Annotated in this window: 29 protein-coding genes, 1 tRNA gene and 1 pseudogene; 2 read left to right on the forward strand and 29 right to left on the reverse strand. The window is 60.1% G+C overall.

The features are described 5' to 3' along the window. The 3 genes and pseudogenes from CDE01S_RS06490 to CDE01S_RS06500 all read right to left on the reverse strand — a co-directional run. Positions 1 to 250 (reverse strand): annotated as a pseudogene (locus tag CDE01S_RS06490) (hypothetical protein); the annotation flags it as partial. 62 nt (positions 251 to 312) lie between these two features. Beyond that, a complete protein-coding gene (locus tag CDE01S_RS06495; RefSeq protein WP_066705156.1) occupies positions 313 to 1,392 on the reverse strand; it encodes a UvrD-helicase domain-containing protein in 1,080 nt (359 codons plus the stop codon). Further along, positions 1,385 to 2,986, reverse strand: a complete 1,602-nt coding sequence (locus CDE01S_RS06500; RefSeq protein WP_066705158.1) for an ATP-dependent nuclease — start codon at positions 2,984 to 2,986, stop codon at positions 1,385 to 1,387. Before CDE01S_RS06500 ends, CDE01S_RS06495 begins: the two co-directional genes overlap by 8 nt. Positions 2,987 to 3,095: 109 nt before the next feature. On the opposite strand from CDE01S_RS06500, the gene CDE01S_RS06505 reads away from it, so the two are divergent. Next, the gene (locus tag CDE01S_RS06505; RefSeq protein WP_157077058.1) at positions 3,096 to 3,845 is read left to right on the forward strand and encodes a hypothetical protein; all 750 of its coding nucleotides are present in this window, start codon (positions 3,096 to 3,098) and stop codon (positions 3,843 to 3,845) included. A gap of 368 nt (positions 3,846 to 4,213) precedes the next feature. Here CDE01S_RS06505 and CDE01S_RS06510 read toward each other — a convergent pair. From CDE01S_RS06510 to CDE01S_RS06630, 26 genes are all read right to left on the reverse strand, one after another. Next, positions 4,214 to 4,290: transfer RNA gene (locus CDE01S_RS06510), tRNA-Met, on the reverse strand. Positions 4,291 to 4,308: 18 nt separating this feature from the next. Continuing rightward, entirely contained in the window at positions 4,309 to 4,707 is a 399-nt protein-coding gene (gene rplQ, locus CDE01S_RS06515) for a 50S ribosomal protein L17 (protein WP_066705162.1), read from the reverse strand. An 82-nt stretch (positions 4,708 to 4,789) separates the two neighbouring features. Then, positions 4,790 to 5,779 (reverse strand): DNA-directed RNA polymerase subunit alpha, encoded by a 990-nt coding sequence (locus CDE01S_RS06520; RefSeq protein ID WP_066705164.1) that lies wholly within the window; start codon positions 5,777 to 5,779, stop codon positions 4,790 to 4,792. A 103-nt stretch (positions 5,780 to 5,882) separates the two neighbouring features. Then, on the reverse strand, positions 5,883 to 6,506 hold the full coding sequence (gene rpsD, locus CDE01S_RS06525; protein WP_066705166.1) for a 30S ribosomal protein S4: 624 nt from the start codon (positions 6,504 to 6,506) through the stop codon (positions 5,883 to 5,885). A gap of 109 nt (positions 6,507 to 6,615) precedes the next feature. Further along, entirely contained in the window at positions 6,616 to 7,020 is a 405-nt protein-coding gene (rpsK, locus tag CDE01S_RS06530) for a 30S ribosomal protein S11 (RefSeq protein WP_066705167.1), read from the reverse strand. A 20-nt stretch (positions 7,021 to 7,040) separates the two neighbouring features. Continuing rightward, positions 7,041 to 7,406: a 30S ribosomal protein S13 gene (gene rpsM, locus CDE01S_RS06535; RefSeq protein ID WP_066705171.1), complete on the reverse strand. Its 366-nt coding sequence runs from the start codon at positions 7,404 to 7,406 to the stop codon at positions 7,041 to 7,043. Positions 7,407 to 7,430: 24 nt separating this feature from the next. Beyond that, entirely contained in the window at positions 7,431 to 7,544 is a 114-nt protein-coding gene (rpmJ, locus tag CDE01S_RS18120; protein ID WP_011481465.1) for a 50S ribosomal protein L36, read from the reverse strand. 56 nt (positions 7,545 to 7,600) lie between these two features. Next, complete coding sequence (gene infA / locus CDE01S_RS06540; RefSeq protein WP_066705322.1) at positions 7,601 to 7,819, reverse strand: translation initiation factor IF-1; 219 nt, start codon at positions 7,817 to 7,819, stop codon at positions 7,601 to 7,603. Between the two features lie 5 nt (positions 7,820 to 7,824). After that, complete coding sequence (secY, locus tag CDE01S_RS06545) at positions 7,825 to 9,144, reverse strand: preprotein translocase subunit SecY (RefSeq protein WP_066705173.1); 1,320 nt, start codon at positions 9,142 to 9,144, stop codon at positions 7,825 to 7,827. Between the two features lie 24 nt (positions 9,145 to 9,168). Continuing rightward, on the reverse strand, positions 9,169 to 9,600 hold the full coding sequence (gene rplO, locus CDE01S_RS06550) for a 50S ribosomal protein L15 (RefSeq protein ID WP_066705323.1): 432 nt from the start codon (positions 9,598 to 9,600) through the stop codon (positions 9,169 to 9,171). A gap of 10 nt (positions 9,601 to 9,610) precedes the next feature. Beyond that, positions 9,611 to 9,793 carry a 50S ribosomal protein L30 gene (gene rpmD / locus CDE01S_RS06555; protein WP_066705175.1) on the reverse strand — a complete coding sequence of 61 codons (183 nt, stop codon included), beginning with the start codon at positions 9,791 to 9,793 and terminating at the stop codon, positions 9,611 to 9,613. Positions 9,794 to 9,808: 15 nt separating this feature from the next. Then, a complete protein-coding gene (rpsE, locus tag CDE01S_RS06560) occupies positions 9,809 to 10,336 on the reverse strand; it encodes a 30S ribosomal protein S5 (RefSeq protein WP_066705177.1) in 528 nt (175 codons plus the stop codon). 17 nt (positions 10,337 to 10,353) lie between these two features. Then, positions 10,354 to 10,719, reverse strand: a complete 366-nt coding sequence (gene rplR / locus CDE01S_RS06565; protein WP_066705179.1) for a 50S ribosomal protein L18 — start codon at positions 10,717 to 10,719, stop codon at positions 10,354 to 10,356. Between the two features lie 11 nt (positions 10,720 to 10,730). Continuing rightward, on the reverse strand, positions 10,731 to 11,264 hold the full coding sequence (rplF, locus tag CDE01S_RS06570) for a 50S ribosomal protein L6 (RefSeq protein WP_066705180.1): 534 nt from the start codon (positions 11,262 to 11,264) through the stop codon (positions 10,731 to 10,733). A 23-nt stretch (positions 11,265 to 11,287) separates the two neighbouring features. Next, entirely contained in the window at positions 11,288 to 11,683 is a 396-nt protein-coding gene (gene rpsH, locus CDE01S_RS06575) for a 30S ribosomal protein S8 (protein ID WP_066705181.1), read from the reverse strand. A 19-nt stretch (positions 11,684 to 11,702) separates the two neighbouring features. Continuing rightward, a complete protein-coding gene (gene rpsN, locus CDE01S_RS06580; protein WP_066705183.1) occupies positions 11,703 to 12,008 on the reverse strand; it encodes a 30S ribosomal protein S14 in 306 nt (101 codons plus the stop codon). Between the two features lie 8 nt (positions 12,009 to 12,016). Further along, positions 12,017 to 12,556, reverse strand: a complete 540-nt coding sequence (gene rplE / locus CDE01S_RS06585; RefSeq protein ID WP_066705185.1) for a 50S ribosomal protein L5 — start codon at positions 12,554 to 12,556, stop codon at positions 12,017 to 12,019. 2 nt (positions 12,557 to 12,558) lie between these two features. Beyond that, a complete protein-coding gene (gene rplX / locus CDE01S_RS06590; RefSeq protein ID WP_066705187.1) occupies positions 12,559 to 12,879 on the reverse strand; it encodes a 50S ribosomal protein L24 in 321 nt (106 codons plus the stop codon). Between the two features lie 9 nt (positions 12,880 to 12,888). Further along, entirely contained in the window at positions 12,889 to 13,257 is a 369-nt protein-coding gene (gene rplN / locus CDE01S_RS06595) for a 50S ribosomal protein L14 (protein ID WP_066705189.1), read from the reverse strand. 165 nt (positions 13,258 to 13,422) lie between these two features. Continuing rightward, positions 13,423 to 15,024, reverse strand: coding sequence for a glycerol-3-phosphate dehydrogenase/oxidase (locus CDE01S_RS06600; RefSeq protein WP_066705191.1), 1,602 nt, complete (start codon positions 15,022 to 15,024; stop codon positions 13,423 to 13,425). Between the two features lie 138 nt (positions 15,025 to 15,162). Beyond that, positions 15,163 to 16,893: an ABC transporter substrate-binding protein gene (locus CDE01S_RS06605; protein WP_066705193.1), complete on the reverse strand. Its 1,731-nt coding sequence runs from the start codon at positions 16,891 to 16,893 to the stop codon at positions 15,163 to 15,165. 87 nt (positions 16,894 to 16,980) lie between these two features. Then, complete coding sequence (locus tag CDE01S_RS06610; protein ID WP_066705195.1) at positions 16,981 to 17,289, reverse strand: DUF2160 domain-containing protein; 309 nt, start codon at positions 17,287 to 17,289, stop codon at positions 16,981 to 16,983. A gap of 145 nt (positions 17,290 to 17,434) precedes the next feature. Further along, complete coding sequence (locus tag CDE01S_RS06615) at positions 17,435 to 18,247, reverse strand: carbohydrate ABC transporter permease (RefSeq protein WP_066705197.1); 813 nt, start codon at positions 18,245 to 18,247, stop codon at positions 17,435 to 17,437. Continuing rightward, on the reverse strand, positions 18,240 to 19,136 hold the full coding sequence (locus CDE01S_RS06620) for a carbohydrate ABC transporter permease (RefSeq protein ID WP_066705199.1): 897 nt from the start codon (positions 19,134 to 19,136) through the stop codon (positions 18,240 to 18,242). Before CDE01S_RS06620 ends, CDE01S_RS06615 begins: the two co-directional genes overlap by 8 nt. Next, entirely contained in the window at positions 19,133 to 20,209 is a 1,077-nt protein-coding gene (locus CDE01S_RS06625) for an ABC transporter ATP-binding protein (RefSeq protein WP_066705201.1), read from the reverse strand. The genes CDE01S_RS06620 and CDE01S_RS06625 overlap by 4 nt, the downstream gene beginning before the upstream one ends. 1 nt (position 20,210) lies before the next feature. Then, entirely contained in the window at positions 20,211 to 21,287 is a 1,077-nt protein-coding gene (locus CDE01S_RS06630; protein ID WP_066705203.1) for an ABC transporter ATP-binding protein, read from the reverse strand. Positions 21,288 to 21,479: 192 nt separating this feature from the next. Here CDE01S_RS06630 and CDE01S_RS06635 point away from each other — a divergent pair, with 192 nt between their 5' ends. After that, positions 21,480 to 22,247, forward strand: coding sequence for a DeoR/GlpR family DNA-binding transcription regulator (locus tag CDE01S_RS06635; protein WP_066705205.1), 768 nt, complete (start codon positions 21,480 to 21,482; stop codon positions 22,245 to 22,247). Positions 22,248 to 22,251 lie beyond the last annotated feature (4 nt).

Genomic DNA, 22,251 nt, shown 5'->3' on the forward strand with positions numbered 1-22,251 from the left:
TCAGCAAATCCTTAGCATTACCAGCGTCCAGGAGCTTGAACTGGCTCTCCGAGTTCATCTTCTCCGTGAACGGCCGAACGCCGGCAACGCTCTCCTCCTTCAGCGTCCACAGTGCTCGTTCCAACGTGGTCTCGAACAGGCCGTATGCGACGACGAACGCACCGATCAGGCCAAGGTGCTGCGGCGAGAGGCCCAACGTCTGAAGCCGGGTTTGGATGTCGAGCGATTTGGTCGGGTAGTCGTAGGGCATGGCAGCAGGTTGTATGGCTTGACTAGTACCCTCGTAGAGCTGTCTGACGGGTCTTCACGCCTCTACGGAGTGGGCGGAGTCCAGTAGGGCAGTGTTGAGGCGCCTGGGTCGCTCAAGACGATTGCGACACTTTGCTCGGCGCGCGTGACAGCGACATAGAAGCTGGATGCGGCGAGCGGCTCCATGTAGGCTCCACAACGAATGAAGTCGGAAATGTTCGAAGTGGGTGCGATCAGCACACGTTGAAACGTCGCCCCCTTGGCTATCCTGAAATTCATAAAATCCAGCTGCAGGTCCTTCGCCGATGAGACTGAGTGACGCAGGCTCTGCGGCTTGAATGTGGCCATGTAGGCGTCAACGTGCTCTGGGCGAAGAAGGAACACGCCATCATGCCCGGTGCTCGTCTCGTTCTTCGATGTCGTGCTGGGGAAGCCCCATGAAGTATCGAAAATCAGGTCCGAAAAGGCGGCTATCAGCGGATGGCACCGCCAGGTTACCGAACTTTCGTCGATGGTAACCAGGCCGCACTTCTCGCGGCTACGAAACCAGTTGATGGCGTCGGCATAGGCGTACTGCTTGTTCTTCGTGCTCCTGGCGTTGGTGGCGAGCACAGATTGACGAATGTCTCCGACCATCCAGATGTCGATCTTGGACGCCAAGAGCGCATCGACAATGTCCCAGTCGTAGGCGCTCAGGTCTTGCACCTCGTCAATCAAGATCTCGTCGTAGATCCCTTCGAGCCTGCGCATGAGAGCGCCGCGGCTGTCGCCGACCAACTCGAATGCCAGGCGTCCGAGCTCGGACCGATAGACGGCTCCTCCCTTGTCGAGGAAGCGAGCCTTACCTTTGGCCATCTGGTAAGGCCGGCCATCGAAGTTGAAGCCGAGCACGCGCTCGCCACAGAACTTGAACGGAAGAAAAGGCTTAGCAAAATGCCTCAGCAGGAAGGTGAACCAACCCAGTACCTCGACGTTCATATGGTCGCCCGCGTAGCGAGCGAGGCGCGCCTCTAGCTCCTGCTGATTCTTCTGGGTGTAAGTCAATACGACGACGCGTCGATCCGTCGGCAGCGTCCAACAATGCTCGACGATGCTCTGAGTCTTGCGCGACCCGGCTACCGCCAGAGTGACACGCTTAGCCATTGATGAATTTGGCCGCCTGAAGCATGTATGCCGGCGGCGTCAGCGCATGTACCGACGTGGCTATGCGCAGCGCAGCCTCAGTTTTCTCGCGCGTCATCCAGGTCGAGACATCCGCATTGGGGGTGATGCCAAGCATGGTGCGCAGACGGGCCTCACCGCAGTGGTGGATCAACTGAGGCTCCAACGTTTTTCCATGCAGCACGTCGCCGATGAAGACCTCGCGCTGCCCTGCGGCTAGCCATTGAGCGAGTGGCCTTCGCAGCTCGGCTGGTTCAACGCCGTCGTTGTCGCGCATGGCCGCCACACGCTTACCCAGCCTGTGACACAGCTCAAGCCCGCGAGCCAGCGACAGTCCGCGCATGCTCACGACATCGATGCCGCATTCGATCGGGCGTTTGCCGTACAGATCCTTGAATACCCGCTCGAAGATGATCTCGTCGGAGGGGCCCTCTACCAGGACGATCTTGTCGGCTAGGACAAGGCGTAAGGTGTCGAAACCAGGCAGCTTTTTGAAGTACTCCACGGTCTCAGGACTCAGCTCGTTGAGCTTGACGGGTGCGGCGGGACCGAGGAACTGAAGCGCCTCCACGCCCAGCCGATTCAGGACGCTTGAGCTGTGCGTGGTGATGAAGAGCTGTTGATCGGCGCTGGCCAGCGCCGACATTCGGTGTAGCAGCGTCGCCAGACTCGTATGGCTCAGATGGTTTTCCGGCTCTTCGATAGTGACGTACTTGGATCGGCCAGCGTGACGGTTCATGGCCAGCGCAATCTTGATGGCTGATTGTTGCCCCTGGCCGGCCATGGTGAATGGGACGCCAGCGACGTGCGGTGACACAGACTCCTCCCAGGATGTCCTGGCTGTCTGATCCATCGCAAGCGCTATGGGCTGCGCGTGAAGTGACGCGTGGATCTGGCTAATGCGGTCATTGACCGCCTTGAAGGCGGAATCTGAAAGGGCCGCCTTTGCTTCGCGGTATTGAAGGGAAATGCTGGCGCGTTCGTGAGGCTCTAGCTGGCTTCCCAGGATCTGGCGCAGGTGGAAGTCGATCCCGCCGGAGCTTCGAACCGTTCGTGCATCGATCACCGCGGTGGTCAACGCCCGTGGCCGCATGTTCAGTTTCTGGTCAGCGAACGATGTCCACTCAACGCAGTAGTACTCGACGGGCAGAAGGTGTGTCGGCTTTGCCGCCCAGGCCTGTAGCTCTAACAAGTAGTCTTTGTTGGGGACGCAACGAAGCCGGACGCCCGGGGTGGCCTCGGTGGGAACGCTGGAGTTGTGAGCACCGCATAGCTCCTGAAGGTCGGGCACATCAGCCAGGAAGACTTCGATGTCTATCTCAGGCAGCCGCGGCAGCTTGCCTTTCGCCTTCTCAGCGATGAAGTCCGCAACTACACCGGTATTGAACCAGTGGGGGTTCAACTCTTCAGCGGCACTGCGGCCATTGATTCGGCCGGTTAGCGCCAGCACGATGGCTTCAATGAGGGTGGACTTACCAGATTCGTTGGCGCCGACGATGATGTTGAGCTTGGTGTTAGGAACGATGGTCAGATCCCGATGAATCCGATAACCCCGAACGCGAATCTTCTTGATCACATTTCCTCCCTTGCACTCAACGTGGTGCGTCGAGCAATTTTGCAGCATGCAGCTGTGGAATTACCGGCACCAGAGAGATACTGTTGGATTCCCCACTCGCCATCTCAGCATGACCCGGAAAGCCAAGAAACACTTCGAACGCCAATACCTCGACGCGGTCCGTGATCTGCTTGCAGACTTTCCGCTAGGCGACGTCCGCGAGTACGAACAACCGGATTTCCTGGTCAGAACCTCCGACCGCGTCATCGGGATCGAGATCACCGAACTGCACCGTGCCAATGACGGCCAGCCCGTTCCCATGCAAGGCCGGGAGGCCATTCGCGACCAGATCGTCCAGCGCGCGAAGGCGCTGTATGACGGCGAAAGCTTACCGCTCATCGACTGCTGCGTCCACCTGAAGGACCTTTCCTATCGCCGCACGGAAATCGATCCTCTGGCTGCCAAGATCGCCGCATTGGCCAAGCGGAACATCCCGCCCGAAGGCACGCTCGCCAAACGCGAGCAGTACGACTGGGTTAACCGCGAGTACTTCCCCGAGGAGGTCGACTATATCCGGGTGGCGCGCTTCGACGGCCTGACGGCGAGCTTCTTCGGCACCGCAGGCTCGACTTGGGCGGAGCCGCTAACGCCGGACACCGTGCGCGCGGTCATCGACACCAAGGACGGCAAGATCGACGAGTACCTACGTCAGTGCGACGAGGCTTGGCTGGTGATCGTCACCGACAGCCGGACCATGTCGACCTGGTTCAACAGCTCGGACCAAGTCAAGGCTGCGACCTTCATGACACGCTTTGCCCGGGTCATAATCCTGCGTACTTTCGGCAGGGAGCTCATCGAGCTGCCTACGGCACGCCCATAGCGCTGGTAGCTCGGCCCAGGTCTACTTCCGGCCAGGAATTAGAAGCACCATTCCGCCCGTACGGCTTGAACGACTGCTTTGCCCCTTGACAGCGGTCAGCGCAGTTGACGTGGCGACGATGAGCGTATGGCCGCTTCGCGCAACTAACCGCGCACTCCGCTTCTTGCCACGGGAGACAGGAATCGCTGCATTCGAGACAGCCAGTTCAGGTGTTCAGTTGGCAGAACGTGACCATAATGGGCATCGACCCAATGGTCCTGAAAATTTTGGCCCAATTTCGATGGGCTAAAAGTGGGCCAAATTTGGGCCAAAAACAAAAACGCCCACCAGAGGTGGGCGTTTACTGCAGCGGGATACCGCTAATTTGTTGGTTGCGCGAGGAGGATTTGAACCTCCGACCTTTGGGTTATGAGCCCAACGAGCTACCAGGCTGCTCCATCGCGCGGTAAAAAATTATTATACCTTATTCTGCCTTGGCAGTCTCGGCAGATGCCTCAACTACTTCAGAACGCTCCACCAGTTCGACCAGCGCCATCGGTGCATTGTCGCCAACGCGGAAGCCCATTTTCAGAATACGGGTGTAACCGCCCGGACGAGCCTTGAAGCGCGGGCCCAGGACATCAAACAGCTTGGTGACGCTGTCGCGGTCACGCAGGCGGTCGAACGCGAGACGGCGATTGGCAAGCGTCGGCTCTTTGGCGAGCGTGATCATCGGCTCGACAACGCGGCGCAGTTCCTTAGCCTTCGGGACGGTGGTCTTGATGACTTCATGCTCGATGAGCGAATTCATCATGTTACGCAGCATCGCAAGACGGTGCGAGCTGGTTCGGTTGAGTTTACGGAGTCCGTGTCCGTGACGCATGGTGCTTTCCTTTCTTTATAAAACAGGCAGCCGTATCAGGTACTGCCCGCAGCACTGAGCCGCTATTTCAGGCTCGTGAAAATCAACGCTTTTCGAGCGCAGCCGGCGGCCAGCTCTCAAGCTTCATGCCGAGAGTCAGACCACGCGAAGCCAAGACTTCCTTGATTTCGTTGAGCGACTTGCGACCCAGATTCGGGGTCTTGAGCAACTCATTCTCGGTGCGCTGGATCAGGTCACCGATGTAGTAGATGTTCTCGGCCTTCAGGCAGTTGGCCGAACGGACCGTGAGTTCCAGCTCGTCCACAGGACGCAGCAGGATCGGATCGAACTGGGTGCCGCCCCGCGTTGCAGGTGCTTCGAAAGCGGCGAGTTCGCTGCCTTCAAGCTGGGCAAACACGGCCAGCTGCTCGACCAGGATTTTAGCCGAAGCACGCACGGCATCTTCGGCCGTGATGGCGCCGTTGGTTTCGATTTCAACAACCAACTTGTCCAGATCGGTACGCTGCTCAACGCGGGCGCTTTCAACCGTGTAGCTGACGCGCTTGACCGGAGAGAACGACGCGTCGAGGACGATACGGCCAATTGACTTGGTCGCCTCGTCGCCCAGACGACGCATCGTACCCGGCACATAACCGCGGCCTTTTTCGACCTTGATCTGCATGTCGAGCTTGCCACCCGCCGACAGCGTGGCGATCACGTGGTCGGGGTTGATGATTTCGACATCATGCGGGGTCTGGATGTCGCCTGCCGTGACCAAGCCTTCGCCATCCTTGCGCAGGCTCAGTGTCACCTCATCGCGGTTGTGCAGTTTGAACACAACACCTTTGAGGTTGAGGAGAATGTTGACCACGTCTTCTTGCACGCCGTCAATCGACGAGTACTCGTGCAAGACACCTGCGATCGTCACTTCCGTTGCAGCATAACCCGGCATCGACGACAACAGGACACGGCGCAGCGCATTGCCCAGCGTATGGCCGTAGCCACGCTCAAACGGCTCAAGCACCACTTTGGCGCGGTTATGGCCGAGTTGTTCGACGTTGATTGCTTTGGGTTTAAGCAGACTGGTTTGCATGCAGACTTCCTGTCAATACCCCCGGCTCGTTACACCGGTAAGGCTGGTGAAGCACCCGGCAGCGCGGGCCCGCGCTCCGGGAACGGATTCGAAATATGCCTGATTAGCGAGAGTACAACTCGACGATCAGCGATTCGTTGATGTCAGAGCCAAATTCGTCGCGATCCGGCACTTTCTTGAAAGTACCTTCAGCCTTGTCGAGGTTCACCTCGACCCAGGCCGGCATACCCACTTGCTGGGCCAGCTGCAAAGCTTCTACCACACGGTTCTGCTTCTTGGACTTTTCGCGCACAGCCACCACATCACCAGCCTTCACCATGTAAGACGGGATATTGACAGCGTTGCCGTTCACCGTGATCGCCTTGTGCGACACCAATTGGCGTGCTTCGGCGCGGGTCGAACCAAAACCCATGCGGTAGACCACATTGTCCAGACGGGACTCGAGCAGGAACAACAGGTTGGCGCCGGTGTTGCCTTTGCGGCTATCGGCTTGCTCGAAGTAGCGGCGGAACTGGCGCTCGAGCACGCCGTACATGCGCTTGACTTTCTGCTTTTCACGCAGTTGCAGACCGAAATCAGAAGTGCGGGCACCCGAGGTGCGGCCGTGCTGACCGGGTTTGGAATCGAATTTGGCCTTGTCGCCGATCGAGCGACGAGCGCTCTTGAGGAACAGGTCCGTGCCTTCGCGGCGGGAGAGTTTGGCCTTGGGGCCGAGGTAACGTGCCACTTGAACTTCCTTTTATGTCATCTACCGCAGTTGCCTGCGGGAGCCGCCAGCGACAGGCCGGCGGCGGTGGGCTTGGTTGAAAAACTTCTGTGAACCGAGCGTGTGGCGCTCAGATACGACGACGCTTCTGCGGACGGCAGCCATTATGCGGCACCGGCGTCACATCAGAGATCATGTTGATACGGATGCCCAGGGCAGCCAGTGCACGCACCGACGACTCGCGACCAGGACCGGGGCCCTTGATTTCGACGTCGAGGTTCTTGATGCCTTGCTCCAGAGCAGCACGACCGGCCACTTCCGACGCCACCTGGGCAGCAAACGGCGTGGACTTACGCGAACCCTTGAAGCCTTGGCCACCGGAAGAAGCCCAGGACAGGGCATTGCCCTGACGATCAGTGATTGTGATGATCGTGTTGTTGAAAGAGGCGTGAACGTGCGCGATACCATCGGCAACGTTCTTGCGAACCTTCTTGCGCACACGCTGCGCGGCATTATTGGCGGGTGATTTGGCCATAGTGATCTTTCAATGCCTGTTTATTTCTTCAACGACTGGGCTGCCTTGCGCGGGCCCTTGCGGGTGCGAGCATTGGTACGCGTACGCTGGCCGCGCATGGGCAGGCCACGACGATGACGGAAGCCGCGATAGCAGCCGATGTCCATCAAACGCTTGATGTTCATCGTCGTCTCACGACGCAGGTCACCCTCGATCGTGAGCGCAGCGATCTGGTCACGGATTTTTTCCAGGTCACCGTCGGTCAGATCCTTGACCTTCTTGGAATATGCAATGCCACAGGCTTCGCAGATTTTGCGAGCGCTCGTGCGACCGATGCCGTAAATGGCGGTCAAGCCAATTTCAGCATGCTTATGCGGCGGAATGTTGATGCCAGCGATACGTGCCATTTTCGTCCTCTATAACTCTTGCAATCAGCCTTGGCGCTGCTTGTGACGGGGATCCGTGCAGATCACGCGTACAACGCCCTTGCGGCGGATGATTTTGCAGTTGCGGCAAATTTTTTTGACCGAAGCCGAAACTCTCATTTCACTCTCCTAAAACTTTAAGCCTTGTTCCGAAGCCTTTCCGGAACCCACGCCATTTATTTGGCCCTGAATACGATTCTCGCTCGCGTCAAGTCGTACGGTGTCAACTCAACTGTCACCTTGTCACCGGGCAGAATCCGGATGTAATGCATGCGCATTTTCCCAGAGATATGCCCCAGAACTACGTGGCCATTTTCCAGCTTCACGCGAAATGTCGCGTTAGGCAGGTTTTCCACGACCTCACCCTGCATTTGAATAACGTCGTCTTTCGACATGCCGCTCAACCGCCCAGTGAAGTCTTGAAATTAGCCTTTTTCAGCAGCGATTCATATTGCTGCGACATCAGGTAGTTCTGCACCTGAGCCATGAAATCCATAGTCACCACCACAATGATCAAAAGCGAGGTGCCACCAAAATAGAACGGCACGTTGTACTTCAGAACCAGAAACTCAGGCAGCAAGCAGACGAACGTGATGTACACCGCACCTGCCAGCGTCAATCTCAGCAAAATCTTGTCAATGTAGCGAGCCGTCTGATCGCCAGGACGAATCCCGGGAATGAAGGCGCCGCTCTTTTTCAGGTTATCTGCCGTTTCACGGCTGTTGAACACCAAGGCCGTATAGAAGAAGCAGAAAAACACGATGGCCGAGGCATACAACATCACGTAGATCGGCTGACCCGGTGTCAGGCTTCCGGCAATGTCCTTGAGCCACGTCATGGACTCACCGCTGCTGAACCAGCTCACCACCGTGGCAGGCAGCAGGATGATCGACGATGCAAAGATCGGCGGAATCACGCCGGCCATGTTCAGCTTCAAGGGCAGATGGGAAGACTGGCCTCCATAAACCTTGTTGCCGACCTGGCGACGCGCATAGTTCACCAGAATCTTCCGCTGACCGCGTTCGACAAACACGACGAAGTAAGTCACCAGAACCACCAGCGCCACGATGAACAAGGCCACCAGGATGTTCATGGCACCTGTACGGACCAGCTCCAGCAGGCCACCGATGGCGCCCGGCAAGCCAGCAGCAATACCACCAAAAATCAGGATGGAAATGCCGTTGCCCAAGCCACGCTCAGTGATCTGCTCACCCAACCACATCAGGAACATCGTGCCAGCCGTCAGCGTGCACACCGCAGTGACACGGAAACCGAAGCCAGGCGAGATGACCAGACCAGCCGAACTTTCCAGCGCCATGGCGATGCCCAGCGACTGGAAAATAGCCAGGCCCAGCGTGCCATAACGGGTGTACTGCGTGATCTTGCGACGACCAGCTTCACCTTCTTTTTTCAACTGCTCGAAAGCAGGCAGCACATAGGTCAGCAGCTGCATGATGATCGATGCCGAAATGTACGGCATGATCCCCAGCGCAAACACCGTGAAACGGGACAGTGCACCACCCGAGAACATGTTGAAAAGGCTCAGGATACCGCCTTGCTGCCCATTGAACAGTTGCTGCAGCTGGTCCGGATTGATGCCCGGAACAGGGATGTGCGCACCGACACGGTACACCACCAGCGCGAGCAGCAAAAAGACCAGCCGGCGACGCAGGTCGCCGAACTTGCCGGTTTTTGCAATCTGAGCCGCGTTAGTTGCCACGTGGTTCTACCCTCAAATGCCAGCTCAGGCGACGCTGCCGCCGGCAGCTTCGATCGCAGCCTTGGCGCCAGCCGTGGCACCGATGCCGCTCAGCTTGACAGCCTTCTTGATTTCGCCGGACTTGATGACCTTGACGACTTTGGCCAGCTCACCGATCAGGCCAGCTTGCTTGAGCGTCAGAACATCGACGCTGTCAGCGCCCAGCTGGTCCAGCGCGGTCAGCGTGACTTCGGCATTGAACTTCAGCAGATGCGATTTGAAACCGCGCTTGGGCAGACGGCGATGCATGGGCATCTGACCACCTTCGAAGCCCACCTTGTGGTAGCCGCCCGAACGGGATTTCTGACCTTTGTGGCCACGACCAGCGGTCTTACCCAGGCCCGAACCAATGCCACGGCCAACGCGACGCTTGGCGTGTTTTGCACCGTCCGCGGGCTTGATGCTATTGAGTTCCATCATCTGCCTCTCAGAGAACCTTGACCAGATAGCTGATCTTGTTGATCATGCCGCGCACTGCCGGGGTGTCCTGCAGTTCGCTCGTGCTTCCCAGCTTGCGCAGACCGAGGCCACGAACCGTGGCGCGGTGCGATTCCTTGCAACCGATGGGGCTGCGAACCAGCTGGATCTTGACTGTTTGTTGCGTTGTCATTTTTGAAGTCTCCGATTAAGCGAAGATCTCTTCAACGGACTTGCCACGCTTGGCAGCCACTTCCGAGGGAGTGGTGCTGTTCTTCAGCGCATCGAGCGTGGCACGAACCATGTTGTAGGGGTTGCTTGAACCATGGCTCTTGGCCACGATGTCGGTGATGCCCATGACTTCAAAGACGGCGCGCATCGGGCCGCCAGCGATGATGCCGGTACCCTTGGGGGCCGGCGCCATCATCACGGAAGCGGCACCATGGCGACCCACCACCTGGTGGTGGAGCGAACCATTCTTGAGCGACACCTTGGTCATGTTGCGACGGGCTTCTTCCATCGCCTTCTGCACGGCTGCCGGCACTTCCTTGGACTTGCCCTTGCCCATGCCGACGCGGCCGTCGCCATCACCCACCACGGTCAGTGCGGCGAAACCCAGAATACGACCACCCTTGACCACCTTGGTCACGCGGTTGACCGCAATCATCTTCTCGCGCAGGCCGTCCTCAGGACCCTCGGCCCCTTTACCTTGCATTTTTGCTTGAACTTTAGCCATCTTAAATTCCGATCTGCTTAGAACTGCAAGCCAGCTTCACGTGCCGCATCGGCCAGCGCCTTGACGCGGCCGTGGTACGCAAAACCTGCACGATCAAATGCCACCTTCTCGACACCAGCGGCCTTCGCCTTCTCGGCGATACGCTTGCCGATGAGTTGGGCCGCGGCGGCATTGCCACCCTTGCCCGAACCACCCAACGACTTGCGCACATCGGCTTCGGCGGTCGAGGCACTGGCAAGCACCTTGGCACCGTCGCCGGAAATCACGCTGGCGTAAATATGCAAATTGGTACGGGTCACGCTCAGACGGGCAACACCTTGTTGGGCGATGCGGATACGGGTCTGACGTGCCCGGCGAAGACGCTGCTCTTTCTTGGTCAACATGCTGCAGCTCCTTATTTCTTCTTGGTCTCTTTGATCGTGACCTTTTCATCCGAATAACGGATGCCCTTGCCCTTGTAGGGCTCGGGAGGACGGATCGCACGAATTTCGGCAGCCACCTGGCCCACGCGCTGGCGGTCTGCACCCTTGATCACGATTTCCGTGGGGGCAGGCGTCGCCACCGTGATGCCGGCAGGCATGTCCACATTCACAGGATGGGAGTAACCCACAGCCAGGTTCAGCTTGGCGCCTTGGGCCTGGGCCTTGTAACCCACACCGATCAAGGTCAGTTTCTTCTCGAAACCCTTGCTGACACCCACCACCATGTTGTTCACCAGCTGACGCATGGTGCCGCTCATGGCATTGGCTTCACGGGACTCATTGGCGGGAACAAAGCTCAGCTTGCCGCCTTCGTTATTCACATTCACCAAGGCAGACTGGGCCAGCGACAGAGCGCCACCGGCACCCTTGACGCTGATCTGGTCAGCCTTGATGGACACATCCACCCCAGCGGGGATGGCAACAGGCATTTTTCCTACACGTGACATTTCAGTTTCTCCTCAATGCCGCGTTAAGCCACGTAGCAAAGCACTTCGCCACCGACACCGGTAGCGCGCGCCTTGCGGTCGGTCATGACACCCTTGGGGGTCGTCACAATGGCCACACCCATGCCGTTTTGGACCTGGGGAATGGCATCGCGGCCTTTGTACACGCGCAGACCAGGGCGGCTGACGCGCTCAATGCGCTCGATCACCGGACGGCCGGCATAGTACTTCAGGGCAATTTCAAGTTCAGACTTGCCAGCTTCGGTTTTCACCTGGAAGCCGTCGATATAGCCTTCATCCTTCAACACCTGCGCAATGGCAATCTTCACTTTGGAAGACGGCACAGACACGGTGGTTTTGGCCACCATCTGCGCATTGCGAATGCGTGTCAACAGGTCGGCGATGGGATCACTCATGCTCATGTTTAATCTCTCCTACCGCTTACCAGCTGGCCTTGGTGACACCGGGGATGTCGCCGGCGAAAGCCATTTCACGAATCTTGGCGCGACCCAGGCCGAACTGGCGGAAGGTACCGCGCGGACGACCCGTGATGGCGCAACGGTTGCGTTGACGCGTCGGATTGGCGTTACGCGGGAGCTTCTGCAGGCCCAGACGGGCAGCCGCACGCTCTTCGTCGCTACGCTTGGCGTCGTTTGCGATAGCCTTCAGTTCCGCGTGTTTTTTCGCGTACTTGGCGACCAGTTTGTCTCGCTTGAGCTCGCGCTCGATCAAAGCTACTTTAGCCACGGGTCACCTCAGTTCTTGAACGGGAAACGGAAACCAGCGAGCAGCGCCTTGCACTCTTCGTCGGTCTGGGCCGTTGTGGTGATGCTGATATTGAGACCGCGCAAGGCATCCACCTTGTCGTACTCGATCTCAGGGAAAATGATCTGCTCTTTGACGCCGATGTTGTAGTTGCCGCGGCCATCAAAGGCACGACCGGAGATACCACGGAAGTCACGAACACGCGGCAGAGCCACGGTCACGAAACGATCCAGGAACTCGAACATCTGGACGCCACGCAGGGTCACCATGCAGCCAATAGCCTGGCCTTCACGGATCTTGAAACCGGCGATAGCCTTCTTGGCCTTGGTCACCACCGGCTTCTGGCCGGCGATCTTGGTCAGGTCGCCAACGGCGTTTTCCATGACCTTCTTGTCGGCGACAGCTTCACTCACACCCATGTTCAGGGTGATCTTGGTGATACGCGGCACCTGCATGGGCGACTTGTAGCCGAACTTGGCGGTCAACTCAGGGACCACCTTCTCACGATAGTGTTGTTGCAGACGTGCCATGCTTATGCCACCTTGATTTCTTCGCCGCTGGACTTGTAAACGCGCACGCGCTTACCATCCGCCAGCAACTTGATACCCACGCGGTCAGCCTTGCCGGAAGCCGCATTGAAAATGGCCACGTTGGACTGGTGGATCGGCATAGCCTTCTCCACGATGCCGCCGGTCGTGCCCTTCATCGGATTGGGCTTGGTGTGCTTCTTCACCAAGTTGACACCCTCGATCACCAGATGGGAATCATCCTTGCGCAGAGCAACCTTGCCGCGCTTACCCTTGTCGCGCCCGGTGAGCACGATGACGTCGTCGCCTTTGCGAATCTTGTTCATGGCGGGTCCTTAGAGAACTTCAGGAGCCAGGGACACGATCTTCATGAACTTCTCGGTACGCAGCTCGCGCGTGACCGGTCCAAAGATACGGGTGCCGATCGGCTCCAGTTTGGCATTAAGCAACACAGCAGCATTGCCATCGAATTTAACCAGCGAGCCATCGCCACGGCGGATGCCCTTGGCCGTACGAACCACCACAGCGCTGTAGACCTCGCCCTTTTTGACGCGGCCGCGCGGAGCAGCTTCCTTGATGCTCACCTTGATGACGTCACCCACACTGGCGTAGCGACGCTTGGAACCGCCGAGCACCTTGATGCACAAAACGGACTTCGCGCCGGTGTTGTCGGCGACTTCTAACCGAGATTCTGTCTGGATCATTTCAATATTCCCAACTTGCACCAGGCGGCTTCCGCACAGCGGCAACACCCGGTCAGTCTTGGGCCCGTCGTCCTCGGCATGAACCACTCACACCGTCTCCGCTGGGCAGAAACTCCGCGTCTTTTAACGCGAAGTCTGCAATTATGCCAAATTAATTCTTGACCGTCAAGCGTCGTGCGCCAGAGCCGGAAGATACTGCTCAGCCAATGCCTCAAAGGCAGCCATCTGCGGGTCAACATCGGTCTCAGAAAGGAGTATCTGGGCCACTCGGGGCGCAAGACGGCGGGACAGGACTGCGTCCAGAAACAACAACCGGGACCGCCGCGCCAGCACATCTTCAACCGTGCGCGCGTATTCGTAGCGGGCAGCGAAGCGCACCATCGCCTCCGTCAGACCGCCACCCAACTCGTCGGCCGCACCCGGCAGGAACGCCAGCAAGGCCCGCTCAGTGCCGTACAAATGAGACCCCGGCGGCGCGCTGACGGCCAACGAGACACCGTCCGGAGGTGCCCCGACAAGTTTCAAGTTAGCAGTTACTTTCGCACGAGGACCATCCAAGATCCCATTCCGGAAGCAATGATCGAGGACATCCTCCGCCATGGCCCGGTAAGTCGTCCATTTTCCCCCCGTCACCGTGACCAACCCACTGCGGCTAACCAACACCGTGTGCTCACGGCTTAATGCCTTGGTACTCCCCCCCTCCTCGTCAGGCGGCTTGACCAAGGGGCGCAGGCCGACCCAGACGCTGCGCACATCAGCACGTGTGGGCGCCTTGGCCAGGTAGCGACCGGCCTCCGTGAGGATGAAGTCAATCTCTTCACGAAACGGAGCCGGCTCACGCGCCAGATCGTTTCGCGGTGTATCCGTTGTCCCTAGAATGGTTTTGCCCAGCCAAGGTACCGCGAACAGCACCCGCCCATCGGCTGTTTTGGGGACAAGCAGGGCATGGTCGGTCGGCAGGTACTCGCGATCTACCACCAAATGCACACCTTGGCTCGGCGCAACCATCGGCTTGACCGGCCGGCTCAGTGCGTCGCCATCCTTTTGCCGGAATTCATCGACCCAGACACCTGCCGCATTGACCACGCAGCGCGCCTGGATCCGGTAGGCACGTCCAGTCTCGCGGTCCTCGCACATCAAGCCGGCAACCCTGCCCTGATCGTGAACCAGGTCCGTGGCTGCACAGTAATTGAGGAGCAACGCACCACGGGCCGCCGCCGTGCGACCAATCGCCAAGGCCAGCCGCGCATCGTCGAACTGGCCATCCCAGTATTTGACACCCCCTTTCAGGCCTGGCGCCTGTGCAGTAGGCAGGCACGCCAGCACCTGCCCGCGGCTCAGGAACTCGGTGGCCCCCAGACCTGCCTTGCCGGCCAGTGCGTCATAGGCCTTCAGGCCGATGCCATAGAAGGGCGCTTCCCACCAATGGTAGGAAGGCATCACGAAAGGCAGTGGCTGCGCAAGATGCGGCGCATTGTGCAGCAGGGTGGCACGTTCATGCAGCGCTTCCCGCACCAACGCGATATTGCCCTGCGCCAGATAGCGGACACCACCATGCACCAGCTTGGTAGACCGCGATGAAGTGCCCTTGGCAAAATCATGTGACTCGACCAGCACGACGGAGAGCCCGCGCGCAACCGCATCCAGCGCGACACCGAGGCCGGTTGCGCCGCCACCAATGATGGCCACATCCCACACACGCGGCTCTGCCAAGCGCTGCACGAGCTGCGAACGCAAGCTGGGTTGTGGAAATTGAGGTTCACTCATGACTTTTGTGCTCTGTGGCAGCCGCACAGGCGGAGCCACCCTTTCATCGAGAGCTGCATAGGGGAGTACGCCAAACAACCATTGATTCCACCACGGGCCGACGCCGCCACGCGCGGGCGCGTCGACCCGATCGGCCGGTCAGCGAACCTTGCCGTCCTTCCATGCCTGAAGCAGTTTGTCGTAGTTGATGGTTTCCCCCTTGGGCTTTTCGTTGGCCAGTTTGGCCCACGGTGCGGTCTTGTTGCTCAGCCACTTGGCAGGATCGCCCTTCGGATTCAACTTGGGCGGGCACTGGGCCATGCCGGCGCGCTCCAGCCGGGCCATGACCTGGTCCATCTCATCCGCCAGGTTGTCCATGGCCGCCTGGGGGGTCTTCTCGCCGGTCACCGCCTGCGCCACGTTCTTCCACCAGAGCTGGGCCAGTTTGGGGTAGTCGGGCACATTGGTGCCAGTCGGTGACCAGGCCACGCGTGCCGGGCTGCGATAGAACTCGACCAGCCCGCCAAGCTTGGGCGCCATCGTGGTCATGGCCTTGGATTGGATGTCGCTCTCGCGGATCGGCGTCAGGCCGACCATGGTTTTCTTGAGCGAAACGGTTTTGGCCGTCACAAACTGGGCGTACAGCCAGGCCGCGGCCGTCCTGTTGGCGTCATGTCCCTTGAAGAAGGTCCACGAACCCACGTCCTGGTAGCCATTCTGCATCCCCTGCTTCCAGTACGGGCCATTGGGGCCCGGCGCCATGCGCCACTTCGGCGTGCCATCGGCATTCACCACCGGCAGGCCCGGCTTGGTCATGTCGGCCGTGAAGGCGGTGTACCAGAAGATCTGCTGTGCAATCTGGCCCTGCGCCGGCACGGGGCCGGCTTCGCCGAAGGTCATGCCAGTGGCTTCCTTGGGCGCGTACTTCTTCATCCAGTCCACATACTTGGTCAGCGCATAGACAGCTGCAGGTGAGTTGGTCGCACCGCCACGGGCGACCGAGGCACCCACCGGCGTGCACTTGTCCGCCGCCACGCGAATGCCCCACTCGTCGATCGGCAAGCCGTTGGGTGTGCCGATGTCGGCCGTGCCGGCCATGGACAGCCATGCATCGGTGAAACGCCAGCCCAGGCTGGGGTCTTTCTTGCCATAGTCCATGTGCCCGTAGATCGGCTTGCCATCAATGGTCTTCACATCATTGGTGAAGAACTCGGCGATGTCCTCATACGCACTCCAGTTCAGCGGCACACCCAGGTCGTAACCGTACTTGGCCTTGAACTTGTCCTGCAAATCCTTCCGGGCAAAGAGATCAGCGCGGAACCAGTACAGGTTGGCGAACTGCTGGTCGGGCAGCTGGTACAGCTTGCCGTCGGGCGCCGTCGTGAACTTGGTGCCGATGAAATCCTTCAGGTCCAGCCCCGGGTTGGTGTACTCCTTGCCTGTCCCGGCCATGTAGTCGGTGAGGTTCATGACCTTGCCGTAGCGGTAGTGTGTGCCGATCAGGTCCGAGTCGCTGATCCAGCCGTCGTAGATGGACTTGCCCGACTGCATGGACGTCTGCAGCTTCTCGACCACATCGCCTTCCTGGATCAAGTCGTGCTTGACCTTGATGCCCGTGATTTCCTCGAACGCCTTGGCCAGCGTCTTCGACTCGTATTCGTGTGTGGTGATGGTCTCCGACACCACCGAGATTTCCTTGACCCCCTTGGCCTGCAGCTTCTTGGCTGCATCGATGAACCACTTCATCTCGGAGAGCTGCTGCTCCTTGCTCAGGGTCGACGGCTGAAACTCGCTGTCAACCCATTTCTTCGCCTCGGCCTCACCCGCCATGGCAGCCGGCCCAGTCAAGACGGCTATCGCCAAGGCCACCGCTGTATACCGCGTCTTCATGATGTCTGTCTCCTCATAGTCGCTCCCCCTGGGATTCAAGAGATCGTCCGGCTCAGGGGAAGGAGAGAGCCTGACGAAGGGAAAGGATCAGCCCTTGCGCATCACCAGCAGCAAGAGCGCCATGGAAAACACGAAACTGAACCAGACGGAAGGTTCCGAGGACATCCCCAGCCATTGCGCCAAGGCGCCGCTGGCCCCCACGAAAATCAGATTCACGTACGCCGCCAGCAGCAGCCCGATGAACAGGCGATCACCACGTGTGGTCTCCAGCGGCAGCCACCCGCGGCGACGCGCGGTTGGCGACTTGATCTCCCACACCGTCATGCCCAACAGCAGCAGGACGATGCACACAAAGAAAACCACCACGGGCGTGGTCCAGGCCATCCAGTCAAACATGGCGCCCCCCTGTAGCGCCTGCGGCGCTTCTCCCCCTGAGGGGAACGCACCCTGTGGCCCGGCAAAGCCGGTTCCACGGGCGCCCTGGGTTTTGCGTCCTGGATCGTCGCTGCGATATGGGATTCATGTCTTGTTCCTCTTCTGCTCAGACCCGGCCCATGGCGAAGCCCTTGGCGATGTAGTGCCGCACGAACCAGATCACGATGGCGCCCGGCACGATGGTCAGCACGCCGGCGGCCGCCAGCGTGGCCCAGTCCATGCCCGCCGCAGACACCGTGCGCGTCATCGTCGCCACGATGGGTTTGGCATTGACGCTGGTCAGCGTACGCGCCAGCAGCAACTCCACCCAGCTGAACATGAAGCAGAAAAACGCGGCGACACCCACACCTGCCTTGATGAGAGGCAGGAAAATGGTCAGGAAAAAGCGCGGGAAGCTGTAGCCGTCGATGTAGGCGGTCTCGTCGATCTCGCGTGGGATGCCGCTCATGAAGCCCTCCAGAATCCAGACCGCCAGGGGCACGTTGAACAGCAGGTGCGCCAGCGCCACCGCGATATGCGTATCCATGAGGCCCACCGTCGTATAGAGCTGGAAGAACGGCAGCAGGAAAACGGCCGGCGGCGTCATGCGGTTGGTCAGCAGCCAGAAGAACACATGCTTGTCGCCCAGGAACTGGTAGCGCGAGAAGGCGTAGGCCGCGGGCAGCGCCACGGTCACGGAGATCACGGTGTTGATGGCGACATAGATCAGGCTGTTGATGTAGCCCGAATACCAGGAAGGATCGGTGAAGATAGTCGCGTAGTTCGCCAGGGTGAAATGCTGCGGAAAGAACGAGAAGCTCGACAGGATATCCTCGTTCGTCTTGAAGCTCATGTTGACCATCCAGTAGATGGGCAATATGGCGAACACCAGATAGGCGATCAGGAAAAGCGTGCGTTTCTGGAAGCGTTTTTCATTCATGGCCGGCTCCCTGCTTGTCCGCCGTGCCCACACGCTGCATCCAGTTGTAGAGGATGAAGCACAGCAACAGGATGATGAGGAAATAGATCAGGGAAAACGCCGCTGCCGGGCCCAGATCGAACTGGCCGACCGCCTTCTGTGTCAGGTATTGCGACAGGAAAGTGGTCGCATTGCCCGGCCCGCCGCCCGTGAGCACGAACGGCTCGGTGTAGATCATGAAACTGTCCATGAAGCGCAGCAGCACGGCGATCATGAGCACGCCGCGCATCTTGGGCAGCTGGATATAACGGAACACGGCGAACTTGCTGGCCCCGTCGATGCGGGCTGCCTGGTAATAGGCGTCAGGAATCGAACGCAAGCCGGCAAAACACAGCAAGGCGACCAGCGGCGTCCAGTGCCACACATCCATCACCAGCACCGTGATCCACGCATGGGAGGAATTGCCGGTGTAGCTGTAGTCGAGCCCGATGTAGTCCAGCGCCGCCCCCAGCAGCCCTATATCGGCCCTGGCATAGATCTGCCAGATGGTGCCGACGACGTTCCAGGGGATCAGCAGCGACAGGGCCATCATCACCAGCACGGCCGATGATTTCCAGCCTTGTGCCGGCATGGCCAGCGCCAGCAGGATGCCCAGCGGCAGCTCGACCGCCAGCACTGCCAGCGAAAACCCCAGCTGGCGCAGCAAGGCCTCATGCAACTCCGGATCACGCATCACGGCGGCAAACCACTCGGTCCCCACAAAGACGCGACGCTCGGGCGAGATGATGTCCTGCACCGAGTAGTTCACCACCGTCATGAGCGGCAGGATCGCCGAAAACGCCACGCACAGGATCACCGGAAGAATCAGGAACCAGGCCTTCTGGTTCACGGGTTTGTTCGCAGCGCTCATGACACCAGTTCCTCATTCACATAAAAGCAGGTGTGCCCCCCCACCAGCTGCAGCCAGACCGTGTCACCCGGCACAAGCGCCGGCGACTCGACACTCAGTCTGGCCTTGACCCGCTCGCCCAGGACCTCCGCCGTCAGCATCAGATGGGTACCCACGTCCTGCACCTGTTGCACACGGGCGGGCACCGCTCCGGCCGCATCGGGCGCCACAACCGCCACGTATTCGGGGCGAATGCCCAGCTTGACCGGCCCGACCGGCAACGCCGCCCGGTGCGGCAGCGGCAGCGTCCGGCCCGCCAGAAGCAGGCTTGTGTCGCGCACTTCGGCCGACAGGAAATTCATGCCCGGCGAGCCGATGAAATGACCGACAAAGGTGTGCTGGGGTCGCTCGAACAGCGCATCCGCCGGCCCCACCTGGACCGCCTTGCCGCGTGTCATCACCACCACCTGGTCGGCAAAGGTCAAGGCCTCGACCTGGTCATGGGTCACATAGATCAGCGTCAGCTTGAGTTCGTGGTGAATCTGCTTGAGCTTGCGGCGGAGTTGCCACTTGAGGTGCGGGTCGATCACCGTCAGCGGCTCGTCGAACAAAACCGCCGAAACATCGGAACGCACCAGGCCGCGCCCGAGCGAGATCTTCTGTTTGGCATCAGCGGCAAGTCCGGCGGCGCGCCGGTTGAGCTGGCCGCTCAGGTCGAGCATCTCGGCGATCTCGCCAACGCGTTGGCGGATCTGCGCGTCCGGCACATGGCGGTTGCGCAGCGGAAAGGCCAGGTTCTCGGCCACGGTCATCGTGTCGTAGATGACCGGGAACTGGAATACCTGCGCAATGTTGCGCTCCTGCGGGCTGAGGCGGGTGACATCGCGCCCGTCGAACAGGACCTTGCCGTGGGAAGGCAGCAGCAGCCCGGACATGATGTTGAGCATGGTGGTCTTGCCGCAGCCGGAAGGGCCGAGCAAGGCGTAGGCCCCGCCATCCTCAAACGTCATCTTCAGCGGCAGCAGGGCATAGTCGCCGTCCTCTCGAGGGTTCGGCCGGTAAGCATGCGCCAAATCGAGTTCTATGCGCGCCATGTCACTGCTCCCGGTCTCGTTGCGGCGCGATGCTCAGATCGCCGGCGGCATCGAAGAGATAGGCTTGCGCGGGGCTGAACCACACCGTCAGCGCAGCCCCCAGCTCGAAATAGTGCACCCCCGTGAGCTGCATCACCAGCTCTCCGGCAGCGGTTCCCACGTGCACGAAGGTGTCCGATCCCGAGATCTCGGCCAGTTCGACGCGACCGGACAAGGCCACATCGTGCGCGCGCGGCACGACACGCAAGGCACTGGCCCGCAGCCCCACCGTGACGGCGCCGCCCGGCAGCGCGCCGGACGGCGCCAACGGCAAGACCGGGCCGCCGCGCAGGCGCAGGCCGTCGGCCGCGACCTCCGCCGCCATCAGGTTCATCGGTGGATCACTGAAGGCGCGCGCCACCCGCAGCGAGCGGGGCCGATGGAAGACGTCGACCGTGGGACCGTACTGGAGCAGTTCACCCTGGTCCAGCACCGCCGTGTAGCCGCCCAGCAGCAGCGCTTCCGCCGGTTCCGTCGTCGCGTACACCACCGTCGATCCTTCGGTGGCAAAGAGTTGGGTCAGCTCTTCGCGCAGTTCTTCGCGCAACTTGTAGTCCAGGTTGACCAGGGGCTCGTCCAGCAGCATCAAGGGCGCCTGCTTGGCCAGCGCGCGGGCCAGGGCAACACGCTGCTGCTGGCCACCGGACAGTTCGGCCGGCAACCGGTCCAGGAAAGGTTCGATATGCAGCTTCGCAGCCAGCTCACGCACCCGGGCATCCACATCGATCTGCCGGCGCAACCGCATGGGGGAGGCGATGTTGCGCGCCACCGTCATGGACGGGTAGTTGATGAATTGCTGGTACACCATGGACACGTCCCGGTGGCGCACCGGCACGCCGGTCACGTCCCGGCCGTCCACCAGCACGCGGCCGGCCGTGGGGGCATCCAGCCCGGCCATGAGCCGCATCAGGCTGGTTTTGCCGGCCTGTGTCGCCCCCAGGAGAACCGTCACGGCACCGCTGCGCAAGTCCAGGCTCATGGGATGCAGCCAGGTCTCGGCGCCCACTTTCTTACCGATGCCATCCAATACCAGCTGCATCGAGCCACCTTTCCAAGAATTCGGCCAGCACCCCACCGAACGCATATGCGAATTCGGAAGGCCGGTCTTTATGTTCGTAATTTTTCGATTGTGATTCTTTTTCTTTCGTTTTAGCTACTGGTATTCCCTTAAATTCGTTCTTTTTGATTCGGTTTATAGTCATCCGCTGATGAATTACCCCCGGCACGCATCGTGAATTTCAATCCCCGGCAACTCAAACTGATCGACGTCGTGCGCGCGCGGGGCTCGGCCACGGTGGAACAACTGGCGGAGGAACTCGCCGTCACCCTGCAAACGGTGCGACGCGACATCCAGCGACTGGCGGAGACGGGGACCTTGACGCGTTTTCACGGCGGCGTGCGGGTGCCCAGTTCGACAACCGAAAACATTGCCCACCAGCAGCGCCAGCGGCTCAATTCACAAGGCAAGGCACGCATTGCACGCGCCATCGCGCAGCAGGTACCCAACGACTGCTCCCTGATCCTGAACATCGGCACCACGACCGAGGCGATCGCGGCCGCGCTGCTGCATCACTCGGGTTTGCGCGTGATCACCAACAATCTCAACGTCGCCACGATCCTGTGCAGCAACCCGAGTTTTGAAATCATCGTGGCCGGCGGCGTCGTGCGGCCGCGTGACCGCGGCATCGTGGGCGAGGCCGCGGTCGACTTCATCCGCCAGTTCAAGGTCGACATCGCACTGATCGGGATCTCGGGCATCGAGTCGGACGGTTCGCTGCGCGACTATGACTACCGCGAAGTCAAGGTCGCCCAGACGATCATCGAACACGCGCGCGAAGTCTGGCTGGCGGCGGACGCGAGCAAGTTCAACCGGCCCGCCATGGTGGAAGTCGCCACCCTGTCACAGATCGACCGCCTGTTCACGGATGCCGAGCCGCCCGCGCCATTCCACGCCCTGCTCGACGACGCCGGCGTGCGTCTGGACGTGTGCCTCGAATGACCTA

Origin of the sequence: Curvibacter delicatus NBRC 14919 (assembly GCF_001592265.1) — a bacterium.
Lineage (GTDB): Bacteria > Pseudomonadota > Gammaproteobacteria > Burkholderiales > Burkholderiaceae_C > Hylemonella > Hylemonella delicata.